General features: G+C 50.2%; 10 protein-coding genes. 2 read left to right on the top strand and 8 right to left on the bottom strand.

All coding sequences use genetic code 11. The features are described from left to right. Positions 1-8: 8 nt before the first annotated feature. The 5 genes from LQ777_RS04190 to LQ777_RS04210 form a co-directional block, all read right to left on the bottom strand. Positions 9-557, bottom strand: a complete 549-nt coding sequence (locus tag LQ777_RS04190) for a DUF4468 domain-containing protein (RefSeq protein WP_232561268.1) — start codon at positions 555-557, stop codon at positions 9-11. 172 nt (positions 558-729) lie between these two features. After that, the gene (locus LQ777_RS04195; protein WP_232561269.1) at positions 730-1242 is read right to left on the bottom strand and encodes a hypothetical protein; all 513 of its coding nucleotides are present in this window, start codon (positions 1240-1242) and stop codon (positions 730-732) included. 697 nt (positions 1243-1939) lie between these two features. After that, a complete protein-coding gene (locus tag LQ777_RS04200; protein ID WP_232561270.1) occupies positions 1940-5122 on the bottom strand; it encodes an efflux RND transporter permease subunit in 3183 nt (1060 codons plus the stop codon). 40 nt (positions 5123-5162) lie between these two features. Next, the gene (locus LQ777_RS04205) at positions 5163-6122 is read right to left on the bottom strand and encodes an efflux RND transporter periplasmic adaptor subunit (RefSeq protein ID WP_232561271.1); all 960 of its coding nucleotides are present in this window, start codon (positions 6120-6122) and stop codon (positions 5163-5165) included. Between the two features lie 2 nt (positions 6123-6124). Then, positions 6125-7408, bottom strand: a complete 1284-nt coding sequence (locus tag LQ777_RS04210) for a TolC family protein (protein WP_232561272.1) — start codon at positions 7406-7408, stop codon at positions 6125-6127. A gap of 409 nt (positions 7409-7817) precedes the next feature. On the opposite strand from LQ777_RS04210, the gene LQ777_RS04215 reads away from it, so the two are divergent. Continuing rightward, complete coding sequence (locus tag LQ777_RS04215; RefSeq protein ID WP_232561273.1) at positions 7818-8213, top strand: T9SS type A sorting domain-containing protein; 396 nt, start codon at positions 7818-7820, stop codon at positions 8211-8213. Between the two features lie 77 nt (positions 8214-8290). Here LQ777_RS04215 and LQ777_RS04220 read toward each other — a convergent pair whose 3' ends face one another. Genes LQ777_RS04220 through LQ777_RS04230 form a run of 3 tightly spaced genes read right to left on the bottom strand, consistent with a single transcriptional unit; the run spans position 8291 to position 10667 of the window. After that, positions 8291-9451, bottom strand: a complete 1161-nt coding sequence (locus LQ777_RS04220) for a methionine aminotransferase (protein WP_232561274.1) — start codon at positions 9449-9451, stop codon at positions 8291-8293. A gap of 14 nt (positions 9452-9465) precedes the next feature. Further along, entirely contained in the window at positions 9466-9741 is a 276-nt protein-coding gene (locus LQ777_RS04225; RefSeq protein WP_232561275.1) for a hypothetical protein, read from the bottom strand. Positions 9742-9755: 14 nt separating this feature from the next. Beyond that, entirely contained in the window at positions 9756-10667 is a 912-nt protein-coding gene (locus tag LQ777_RS04230; protein ID WP_232561276.1) for a DUF1684 domain-containing protein, read from the bottom strand. Between the two features lie 638 nt (positions 10668-11305). On the opposite strand from LQ777_RS04230, the gene LQ777_RS04235 reads away from it, so the two are divergent. Continuing rightward, the gene (locus tag LQ777_RS04235) at positions 11306-11989 is read left to right on the top strand and encodes a response regulator transcription factor (protein ID WP_232561277.1); all 684 of its coding nucleotides are present in this window, start codon (positions 11306-11308) and stop codon (positions 11987-11989) included. Positions 11990-11991: the final 2 nt, after the last annotated feature.

Consider the following 11991-nt stretch of genomic DNA (forward strand, 5'->3'; position numbering starts at 1 on the left):
CGTGCGGGTTACTCGGCTTTTTTGGTGCCCCAGGAGGTCATGTTTTCTTTCAGGCTGGCTAGTGTAGCGCGGCAGTCTTTGTCGAGCTCTCTGTACAACTCAGCCTGCTGGGCTACCGCCTGATTGATCACGCTGGTATTCTTGGTTTTGTTGTCAGCCGTTCGGCCCAGGTCTGTTGCTGTCGGGCTAGTCGGCTGAACGGGTAACGAAAGCCCTTTACTTTCCGTAATCAAATCCGTGATGGTCGCCCGATAGCGACCAAATTTGGCTTCAATGGTAAGCGTGTAGCGTATCACCTGATCCTGAATACGATAAGCGGACTTTACAAACACGATGTTGTGCTCCTGGTCGAACTGTTGCTCGGCGTCGCTTTCGTTCGGAAACTCTGTATCGAGCCACGCGCGCGCTTGAAAGATAATCTGGCGGGCCGGGCGTGTGGCGTCAGGTAGGCGCACTAGTTCCTGGTATTGTACCTGCCCGATTTCGTTGGTTGGTAGCTTAACCTGAGCCAGTACGTTAACGGAAAATAGCAAGAGAAATGGTATCAGAGCTTTCATAGTCAGCAAGGCCGATTTAATCACATCCTGACCGGCCGAATACGCCTGAATGGCTACCTGTCAGGATGGATAAGTTCGCTATAGTTCTTTAGTCAGAAGTTTATGGCTTCGACTGGACAAAGATACAGCTTACCGGCGGTTTGCTGCCTGCTATTTATGCTGCCGTTCCTGATTAAATTGTCCGTGTTTCGTCGTCTACTGCAAGGCCCTGTTCGATCAGTCCTTCCAGATCAAAGGCTTGCTTTTCAAGGTAAGTTACTATCGAACGGGCGTTTATACGCGCGGGGCCAACCCGGTAGCCACTGTCTTTGCTTGAGGCCACTACACCTTTTGCCGTGATAATAAGCGTTATCGGATCGGCGTATAGTTCAATATAATCATTACCCCGCGTTACTGATAGGTCCGCATCTTCTTCCAGTGCGTAGGCCAATTTGAAGCAGTCAAGCGCTTCTTCATTGGTGATGGTTACCAGTTTTCGTAGTACCGGACGGACCTGCTCAGGCGACAATTCGTGCTCCGTGCGGCTTCCCTCGTAGCAAACTTTTACCTCATCGTTGGATATGTTCACGGCCACTAGTTTAGCGTTACGGTTGGGGGCATCTGTACCTTCAACCAGTACCTGTACGCGGGCGCCTAAGTAGCGAGCCAGCTCCAGCGCTGTTAAACCAGTAGTTCGTGTCTTCATTGTACGTTTTGGGTGATGTGTTGATACTTGGTCAGAAAGGATCATTTGTAATACATCGGTTAAACAAAGCTAACACTTTAATATATTCCGAACTCAAGAAGAATACTAAATAAAATGAGTAGCCTGGATTGGTAATCAAAGTGTTTACATAATCCATATACTTCATATAAGAAGTAGTCTAACTTGCTATTGTTCGTAAAGGTCTGGCTGATTACGCTGGTTTACAGTACCCGCATTACGGGTTACGACAGGGCAGATAATCAGCTAAAACCGCTCAATAGCTTGAGTTGCTTCTGAAAGAATCAAATTCTATACCAAAAAGGGGGATTGGATTTGTTTGCCAGTAAAGATTTTAGCTATGTATCTATATTCGAAAATATGGCTACGCTGGTTGTTTACGGATCATTTTTAGGCGTAATGTTTATATAATCGACTTGGTAAATTATGTAAATGAATATAACGAAATAATTTCATATATAAAGCTGGGAATTTTTTGAAATCTGGTGGTAGCAAGTATTCAGCCAGAATCAAGAAATGGCCCGCATGCCAGACAATTCCCTATAAAGTGGTTAAGTTACTGATAGAGTATAAACAAACCGGCCTGACTAGCTAATCCGATACCGTCAATCAGACTGGCTAATCAGGCCGGTTTGTTTGCTGCCGTCATTTGTTTGTCAGCGACGGCACGGCATAGCGCTTATAGTTCAGTTCCTTCTTCAATCGGCTCCGGTATGTGTTTACCGGTAGAGTCCAGCGCAGTTGGCCGTGGTCGACGACGGTTGACCAGGTAAAAAAGCGGAGGGATAATCAAAGGTGTAAGCACTAGCGTCGTTGTTAGGCCACCAATAATCACTGTAGCCAGCGGACGCTGTACATCGGAGCCAATACCGCTTGAAATAGCTGCCGGTACAAGACCAATGATGGCTACCACCATAATCGCCATGATTGCCCGGAATTGCTCCTGCGCCGTTTCGATCGTAATGTCAAGCAGCGGTTTCTGACTAGCCAGCAGGTTTCGGTTCAGGGCCGATACGAGCAACACACCCGCCATCACGGATATACCAAAGATAGACACAAAGCCAACCCCCGCCGAAACGTTGAAATTGTAGCCTCGTAGCAACAACGCACCAATGCCACCCGCCAGGGCAAAAAGTAGGCAGGTTAAGGTAAGCAGCGTATCGCGTACGTTGCCGTAGAGCATAAAGAGAAATAAGAATACGACCACAATGGTCAGAGGAATCGAAATACTTAGTTGACCACCCGCCCGTTCGAGGTTTTCGTACTGACCGCCGTAGATAACGCTGTATCCTTCGGGAATCTTGACGTGCTGACTAACTTTTTGACTGATTTCCTTGACAAAACCGCCCTGGTCGCGACCCCGAATGTTGGTACGTACCGTAATCATACGCTTGCCGTTGATGCGGTAAATGTTTGTCTGCCCCTGCACGTACCGGATATCGGCTAGTTCGTTCATCGGAATCAAAGCGCCCGTGGCGGAGGGAACTTGCAATTGCCGAACGGCGTCGATGCTGCCTCGACTTTCGGGCGTAAAACGAACCATAATATCGTAACGCTTGGCTTCGTCGTAAATCGTGCCGACGGCTTTACCCCCGATAGCGGCTTCGATCATATTCTCAATTTCGGACACGTTGATTCCGTAACGGGCGGCTGCCGGACGGTTGATCGTGATAGCAAGCTGGTCCTGCGGTCCTTCCTGTTCGATATTTACCGAAACCGCTCCGTTCATGCCCCGCACGAGTGCCGCAATGCTGTCGGCTTTGGCGCGCATAAGCGTTAGGTCGTTGCCGACGACCGATATGGCTAAATCTGCCGCGCTTCCCGTTACGATTTCCATCACCTGATCGATAATCGGTTGGCCCGACGAAAAGAAGGCACCCGGAAAGGCTTCTTGTAATTCGTTCTGCATCAGCCGCACAATTTCTTTCTTAGAAATACTGTCCGACCAGGTACTGTAATCCTTTAAACCTACCAGAATTTCGGTTCGGTCGGAGGGGAAGGGGTCGGTTCCGTCATCGTTGCGTCCCGACTGTGTAATGACGAAGCTAACCGGCTTGTATTTGGCAATGATATCGCGGATTTTGGGCGCGATCTTGGCGTTTTCCTGAATTGTAATGCCTGATGGCATAAAAGCCCGCATAAAAATGGAGCCTTCATCGAGTTCCGGCAGAAATTCGGTTCCCAGCTTAAGACCAAAGCCAATCATAACCAGTACGATTGCCAGACCCGCACCTACGACGAACCGAGGGAATCGGAACAAGGTCGAGTGGAGCAACCACTGGTACCCTTTTTCCAACGGCGACAGCAAGAAGTTTTTGTGTTCTTTGAGCGGTTTGCCGTCAGGAGCAAGGGCTTTACGAAACGCAAATGAAATCAGTACCGGGATAACCGTTAGTGCGCAAATAAGTGAACCGATAACGGCAAACGACAAGGTCAAGGCCATTGGGCTAAAGAGCTTGCCCTCCACCCGCTGCATCAACAGAATCGGCATGTAGGCCAGGATGATGATCGTAACCGAAAAGAAAATTTCGCGGGCTACCTCACCGGCAGATCGGGCCGTAACGTTGACGATGCCCTGGTTGCGTTCGGCGGGTCCTGATGACCGATACCTACGGATAAGGTGTTCGGCCATGACGCTGGCTCCGTCCACAATGATACCAAAGTCAATCGCGCCCAACGACAACAGGTTAGCTGGAATACCCACCAGCTTCATCAGGATAAAGGCAAATAGAAGCGAAAACGGTATCGTGACCGTAACGACCAGGGCCGCTCGTAGACTGCCCAAAAACAGCACCAGCAGGATCACAACAATCGAGATGCCTTCGATAAGCGTATGGGCAACGGTTTCGAGCGAGTGATCGATCAAAAAGCCCCGGTCGTAAAGAACCCGCAGGTGAACACCCTTCGGTAATTCGTTGGCTTCGAGATCCGCAATTTTAGCCTTGAGCAGTTCGAGTACTTCACTTGGGTTTTCACCCCGGCGCAGCAGCACGATGCCCTCGGTAGAACCAACCTCATCCAGATGCTCGTCGGGAATCCGATAACCCAGAATACCCGACGGCGAAGGAGGATTGATCTCGACGCTGGCCACATCACGGACAAGCACGGGTACGCCTTCGTTCGTTTTCAGGACGATGTTCTGAATGTCTTCCGGTGATTTCAATGCGCCCAACCCACGAACGGCAAAACCTTGTCCTCCTCGAGCAATGATATTTCCTCCCGTATTCTGATTGTTATTCTGAACAGCCGCGATGACTTCCTGCAAGGTCAGGCTGTACTTGCGAAGCTTGGCCGGATCGGGAATGACCTGATACTGCTTGATAGGTCCGCCAAAGGTTGTTACGTCTGCCAGACCCGGTACCTGCAACAACTGCGGAATAATCGTCCAGTCCTGCAAATCGCGCAATTGCATGGGGGTTATGCTCGACGGTGCTTCGATAACGTACCGGTAGATCTCACCAACCGCCGTCGTCAGCGGAGCCAGTTCGGGTTCGACACCTTCGGGAAGCTGCGCTCCGCTCAACCGTTCGATAATCTGCTGACGGGCAAAGTAATCGGTAACGGTTTCGTCGAAATTCAACTGAACGACTGACAAGCCAAAGATCGTCCGGGAGCGCCGGTCCGTTACGTGCGGCACGTTGTTGAGTACCCGCTCGATGGGAATCGTCACCTGCTGTTCGACTTCCTCGGCGGCCCGACCGTCGTATTTGGCGATGATAATAACGTTGGTGTCGGCAATATCGGGGTAGGCTTCGATCTTGAGAAGTTTGAAGCACCATAACCCCAATCCCATTAGCGCAATAGCCAGACCGACTACGGCCCAGCGATTTTTCAGGGAAAATGTTATTAGTTTCTGAATCATGTATACAGACCGGAGCTAACTCCAGAAGCTGGCCCCGTTGTTAATAGCCAAAACTTAAGCCTTTCAATTGTAGGGTATTGACGACGACAACCGACTCATTCTCGCGTAAACCGCCAAGAACAACGATCCGGTCATTGCGTTGCTGACCGAGCTGTACTGCCCGACGTTCAATCGCCTGCTGACCGGTTTGTACAAAGACGTAATCGCGGCCCTGCACCGTCACGACGGCATCGCGTGAGACAGTCATAAACTTGCCTTCCGTTACGCCAAAGCCTACCGTGGCAAACATGCCCGCCTTGAGCCGTCCGTCGGGGTTGGGTACCGAAATGCGCAGCTTGATCTGTCGGGTCGTGTTATCGACATAGTCGTTGACGTTATCGATACGGCCCGCAAACCGCTCGTTGGGGAACGATGTGAAATTGAGCGTACAGGGCAGCCCTTTCGTGATGGCGCCAAACTGGTTTTCCGGAATTTCGCAAACCACCAGAATCGTGTTGGGTCGGGCGCGTCTTAACTCTTCGGGGTCGAAACCCGCTAACTTAAGCGTCGCTTCATCCGATATAATGGCCGCTTCTTCGTTGGCGAGTTGCGTTTGGGCTTCGATCACTTCTTTGCCCGATGCCGCACCGTGAGCCTGCAAATCTTTTACCCGTTCAAGGTTACCCCGCTCGGTCTGGATATTGATCCGGTGTTGCAGAATGGCGGTGTAGTTGTTGGACAGGCTCGGATCATCAAATAATACGAGCCGTTCTGCCGGGTTTTCACTCGACTTCAGGACCATCGCGGCTACGTGTCCCGGTGCCGCAAAGTCGGTCCGGATGGTTTCTGAGCGGGTCGGTTGTGTCGTGAACGAGCGCATCATAACCGTATCCGGAAACGCTATGCGGTTGCCGTCGGGACTGACCGTGGGGCGCGGAATCGAGTTAGCAACTGGTTTAGGTTTATCCTTGCAGCCCGCGATTGCTAGAAAGATGAAGAAAAATAGGGGATAGAGCTTCATGGTCAGTACGAGTTGATCTGGCCGGTTGCATACAGCAATCGAACGTAATTTTGACGGTAGGTGTAGAGCGTTTCGTAGTAAGCGGTTTGCGTGTCGAACCAGGCCGTTTGCGCTTGCAGCAAGTCAATCAAGGTAGTTGCTCCCCGCAGATACGCGTAGCGCACCGAAGCCAGCACCTGATCGGCGTCGCGCCGGATGCCGGTATAGCGATCAACGTTCTGGCGGCTGGTCATAAAAGACTGGTAAGCTGTTTGCACTTCCGCCTGGATGCGAGCCTGAACAAAAGCGGCTTGCTGACCGGCCTGCTCCTGCAACACTCGCGACTTCTGAATCTCACCCTGATTTCGGCTGTACACCGGTAGTTCCAGCGTAATGAAAACACCGGCGTAGGGTATTGCATTTTGCGGGTTCCAGATAAAACCCGCTTCGTTGCGGGGCTTCGCCAGCACTTGCTGTAAATCCACGTTGCGCCGGGCCGTTTCGAGATTGGCTTCCGCTACTCTCACGTCCGAGCGCGTAGTAGTCGCCAGGTGGAGCAGACTATCAGCGCTCGCGATCACCGTCGGGTAGAGCTTAAGCGGATTAAAAACGGTTGCGCTGACAATAGAATCATTCATCGCCACGCTGACGCTGTCGGTTGTTCCCAAGATCAGCCTCAGTTCGTTCAGGCGGTTACGGAGTTCCTGCTGGGCGGTACGAGTCTGAAGGTCATATTGATCCGAAATCAGTTGTGTACGGGTCAGATCCGTATTGCTGATAACCAGATTTTTCAGCCGCACCTTATTTAACTGAACAAGCGTATCGACGTTTGACTTAGCGCGTTGCAACAGCGAAAGCTGAATACGGGCGTACCAGGCGTCCAGAAAGCGGTTGGCCGCATCGAAGAGCAGATTACGTTCGGTTTCGTCCACGCTCCGGGTTGCCAAGGCGGTATTGGCTTCGGCAAAACGGCTTCGATAGAGACGCTTGTTGTGAATATCAAACTCTTTGGTAGCCTGAAGCCAGAACTGCCGTCGTTGCCGACTAAACGGTCCTACCGCTTCAGCGCCGGGCGTTGGCGTGAGTTGAATCAGGGTCTGGTTGTTCAGAACTGGGTTAGGACGCAGATTGGCCGTTACCTGGTCGGCCTGAGCCGCATTGATATTTAGCCGCTCAACGCGCAAGGCTGGGCTGTTCGTACGAACTTGCTGTAGAGCCTGGCGTAACGTCAAAGGCGTCTGAGCCGAAGCTGCTACGCTTAGGAAACTCAGCCACAACAGACAATGGATAACGTTTTTTGGAAGCATTCGATCAAAAAGAACTCAACAAAATAACATGGATCGAATGCCAAAACGGTTATAAGGTCAATTAAAAGGTTGTTAAATATACTTAGTATTTTCTGACTAATCGCTTAAAGTAAGTCTTTGACTTCCGGGGCTATATAACCCTGCTTAGCTGGTAGGTATTTGTCAGAGATCGGTATTTTAGAGAGCCGTTCACGACAGTGTCAGCCGAGACTAGTTGTTAGAAGCGGTTATCAAATAGAAGCCGCCCAATAGTCCGTTTGCTCAGTCGTCCTTGCTTTGATACCACTCATCCCGGCAAGCAACCGCTCCGGTAGTTTGTAATGCATAGTACTAGCTAGAGCCTATATCTTTGTTTCACCAATCAGAACAACATTAACTACCTTTTGAACACAGCAAAAAATCTACTACCATGAAAACGATCATCAAATCCCTGTTCTTTGCTCTTTCAGTAAGTGTACTTACTTCATTCGCAGCCCTGGCCGAAGGTAACCCTGAACGTCCCGCAGCCGCAGCCTCGTTTAAATCCGGTGTGTACACCACAACGCAGGGTAAACTAAGCATCGCACTCGATAAGCAGACGGGGGGCACCGTCGATGTTCGGTTGAAAAACTCGGAAGGTGCAATTGTGTACAGTAAGCGCCTGAGCAAGAACGAAAGTACGTGCCGAATGCGCCTGGACATGAGTGAGTTACCGGATGGTGCTTACCAGTTGGAAATTACCAATGGCGTAGAGATGACGAAGCAGAACGTAACGCTATCAACTAAAAAACCAACCATGCCTAGTCGTCTGGTAGCCGTTAATTAATAAACTGGACCTGATGTACAGTAAAAGCCCCGCCAAATTGGATTGGTGGGGCTTTTCTTTTGAGAAAATAGGGGATGCTATAGCTTACTGAGCCGTTCGGCGGCTTCCTGCAATACGGCATCGTCTTTGGCGAAGCAGAATCGTAAAATTCGGTAGTCGTTCTTTTGCTGGTAAAAAACAGACACGGGGATGGAAGCTACACCAATTTCTTTGGTCAGTCGCACCGCCAGCTCGTAGTCGGGTTCATCGCTGATGGCAGCGTAGGAAACCGTCTGAAAAAAGCTGCCTTCCGCCGGTTGGAACTGAAAACGCGACTGGCGTAAACCGTCCAGAAATAAGTCGCGCTTCCGCTCGTAGAAGTCCGACAAGTGCAGATAGTGTTCCGGCTCTTTCAAATAATCGGCCAGTGCGTACTGAATCGGTGTAACGGTGCTAAACGTCAGATACTGGTGAATTTTTCGGAATTCGGCACTTAACTCCTTCGGGGCCAGACAATACCCAATTTTCCAGCCGGTGATGTGAAATGTTTTACCAAACGAGCCGACCACAAACGTGCGTTCCTGTAGCAAAGGGTGCGTCATCAGCGAACGATGAACACGACCGTCGAAGAGAATATGCTCATACACTTCGTCACTGACTACCCAAATGTCGCGCTCCTGAATCAGAGTAGCCAGTTGCTGAAGATCGTCCGCTGTCCAGACGCGCCCGGTTGGATTGTGGGGTGTGTTAACCAGAATCAGCCGGGTTTTGTCCGTGATTTTCTCGCTTACGGCCTGCCAGTCAACCCTATAGTTGGGTGGTGTCAATGACACGTAAACCGGAATCCCACCGTTCAGCTCGATGGCGGGTACGTAGCTGTCGTAAGCAGGTTCAAACACAATCACTTCATCGCCAGGCCGGACCACCGCCGTAATAGCCGCAAAAATAGCTTCCGTCGCGCCTGATGTGATAGTTACTTCATTGTCAGGGTCGTAGGCAACGTTGTAAAGTTCGAACGTTTTCTGAGCAAGGGCTTCGCGTAAGGCTGGTACACCCGTCATCGGCGCATACTGGTTGAAGCCAGTTCGCAAGTACCGTTCTGCGAAGGCCACTAATTCGGGCGAGCAATCGAACCCCGGAAACCCCTGTGACAGGTTGATGGCTCCGTTTTCGGCTGCCAGCTTCGACATGACCGTGAAGATGGTCGTACCAACGTGGGGAAGCTTCGAGACAAGTCCTGGCCCGGCTATCGTATTCATAAGTTTACTGGTAATTAAGGTAATAGTTCGTGAAGCGCCAGGTCGATCGGTTGCAGGTAAGGGTCTAATTCGCTCGACGCTGACAGTACCCGTAGCAGCATTACGTCATGGTTCTGCTGACAAACCCACAATTCCACAAACAAAGCGCCGATGGCATAAAGATGAATCCAGAAGTCAGGAATTTGCCTTACTTGCAGTGCCTGACCTTGCTGCTCGATGGCTTCCAGCTGTTCCTGATAGGTAAGGCGGTTAAAATAAGCCGCTTTGTTTAGGTTTCGGTCGTTTTGCATCGCACACCTGCCAATCAGTGATCACCGTAACGCTTTTCTCCGGCGGTAACCGATAGAGCCAATTTATTTTGCTTGGGTGGCAACGGACAAGTGGCGTAGGGGGTAAAGGCGCAGGGCGGATTGATCGCCTGGTTGAAATCAAGTACAGTCGTGCCGTCGGCACCGGGCTTATCAACATACAGAAAACGACCGGAACCGTAGGTTTGATGCGCGTTGGTCAAGTCGCCAAACAAGATGAACAGCTTGGGTCCGTCGCCGACTGCGTCGAGCCGGTAGGTCTTTCCTGCTCGCTCAAAAACAAGCGTACCCGCCAGCGCTTGCTGCGACGTCATTCCAAGAACGTCCAGAATAGGAATCGTTTTGGGGACGGATGGAACTTCGAGTTTGGCATTCACCCGCCAGCTTTCATCCACCGGAAAGCGGTCGATACCGTGAAACTCGCTCAGGTATGGGCTGTTCAGATCGCGTAGCCGCACACCGTATTTATCGCCCCGTTTGATGATAAACCACCGCAGCGATCCGTGTGCTAACGTTATAGAGTTGTCATCGGAACTGAAAATTGTAATGGGGGCCGTCACGGCCTTGCCATTTGCGGAAACTTCAGCTTCTTTGGGTGGTACGAAGCGAACTTCGCCTTTCTCCAGATATAACGCTCCCAGGTCGACGCGAGCGCCGGCTTCGGGGAAAGATACTGCAAAGTTAGTGCCGCGACCAAGCGAGTTTTTTCCCGCTTCGAGCCAAAACAAGCCCGCCAGATTAAGCCAGCCGTTTTCACTTTTCAAGGAGGTTACGCGCTCCTGGTGCCATTGATCTATCCTGGTGCGATACGCTGGATCATCAACTATCAGTCGGAAACCAGAAGCGGTTATAAGCGTCAGTAATAATGAAGCCGTCAGCCAGCGTGAACAAAGGAAAGTACGTTTCATCAGGTGTCTCATGGTATTTTTTGTGCAAGGACAGAGTAGCTTTGTTAGTAAGTAAATGTATTCTATAGAGTTTATAGATTTATTTTTATGCGTTGAAACGCTTTGTCTGCAAACATAGCCGTTTGTCATTGCCAGTCAACGGTTTTGGCACTTTTTTTTGTTCCTCCCAACTGATTTACTGTGCGATATACTTTTATTTATAGTTTTTTGGATTTAGGGTTGGTGTTATTTAGAACACTTGATAGTAACTGCGAAGAAACGCTTCTCGGTAAATGCCTATTTTTCTTGCCCGTTTACAAAAAATTTATCGCTTTTTTGCGTGAACAGCTAAGCTAATTGGTTTATCCATGAATGAGTCTGTACAGTGATCATCGGCGTGGTGTCGGTTTCTTAAAACCGATACATCATAGCAGCGGTTAGTGTCGGTTTTAAGAAACCGACACCACGCCGATGACCGTCGACACCGTGCCGAAAGCAATTCCGTCGTGGGTCTATACTACTGAAGCTAGTACTCATTCGTGGTTTTTGGTGTTCAATCTATTTTGCCAATTTCAGACAGTGAGGTTTGGTAAACTATGCGGGTGGCCCTGCCGACACCACAGCCAGGCTGTAAAAATCAATTATCGACACAGGATATTATGCGAGTTTTAATCGTTGAAGATGAATGGGAAGTGGCATCGCTCATCGAAACGGGTTTGGAAGATTGTGGCTTTATGGCCGACATTGCCGGCGACGCTAAAGAAGCACAACAACGACTGGCTGAAAACGAATACGATATTGTGGTACTTGACGTGAATTTGCCCGTAATCAGCGGGTTTGATTTATGCCGAATGATTCGCAATCGATTTGATACATTACCGATTCTAATGCTGACTGCGCTGGGCAACACGGACAGTAAACTGAACGGATTCGACGCGGGGGCGGATGATTACCTGGTAAAACCGTTCGAGTTTCGGGAGTTGGTTGCCCGGCTGCGGGCGCTTACCCGGCGCAACTCCGCCCAATCCACCGAAGCGACCGTTCTCCGCATTGCCGATCTTGAATTCAATCAGCAGAGTAAAACCGTAAAGCGTGGTAATCAGAAAATTCTGCTGACAGCGCGTGAACTGACGTTGCTCGAATTTTTTCTCAAAAATCAGAACCGGGCGCTTACCCGAAACGAAATCATCGAGCAGGTCTGGGACCTTAACTTCGATACGGGGACCAATGTCGTTGATGTGTACGTCAATTACCTGCGGAAGAAAATAGACAAGGATTTCGTGCCGAAACTGATTCATACAATCAGCGGAATTGGCTACATCATGCAGGCTTCTGACGACTAACT

This window comes from Spirosoma oryzicola (assembly GCF_021233055.1).
GTDB lineage: Bacteria > Bacteroidota > Bacteroidia > Cytophagales > Spirosomataceae > Spirosoma > Spirosoma oryzicola.

Excerpts from the sequence above, each read along its gene's own strand:
- LQ777_RS04225 (WP_232561275.1), bottom strand. The coding sequence starts at position 9,741 with ATGCAAAACGACCGAAACCTAAACAAAGCGGCTTATTTTAACCGCCTT.
- LQ777_RS04220 (WP_232561274.1), bottom strand. The coding sequence starts at position 9,451 with ATGAATACGATAGCCGGGCCAGGACTTGTCTCGAAGCTTCCCCACGTT.
- LQ777_RS04235 (WP_232561277.1), top strand. The coding sequence starts at position 11,306 with ATGCGAGTTTTAATCGTTGAAGATGAATGGGAAGTGGCATCGCTCATC.
- LQ777_RS04190 (WP_232561268.1), bottom strand. The coding sequence starts at position 557 with ATGAAAGCTCTGATACCATTTCTCTTGCTATTTTCCGTTAACGTACTG.
- LQ777_RS04215 (WP_232561273.1), top strand. The coding sequence starts at position 7,818 with ATGAAAACGATCATCAAATCCCTGTTCTTTGCTCTTTCAGTAAGTGTA.
- LQ777_RS04200 (WP_232561270.1), bottom strand. The coding sequence starts at position 5,122 with ATGATTCAGAAACTAATAACATTTTCCCTGAAAAATCGCTGGGCCGTA.
- LQ777_RS04205 (WP_232561271.1), bottom strand. The coding sequence starts at position 6,122 with ATGAAGCTCTATCCCCTATTTTTCTTCATCTTTCTAGCAATCGCGGGC.
- LQ777_RS04195 (WP_232561269.1), bottom strand. The coding sequence starts at position 1,242 with ATGAAGACACGAACTACTGGTTTAACAGCGCTGGAGCTGGCTCGCTAC.
- LQ777_RS04210 (WP_232561272.1), bottom strand. The coding sequence starts at position 7,408 with ATGCTTCCAAAAAACGTTATCCATTGTCTGTTGTGGCTGAGTTTCCTA.
- LQ777_RS04230 (WP_232561276.1), bottom strand. The coding sequence starts at position 10,667 with ATGAAACGTACTTTCCTTTGTTCACGCTGGCTGACGGCTTCATTATTA.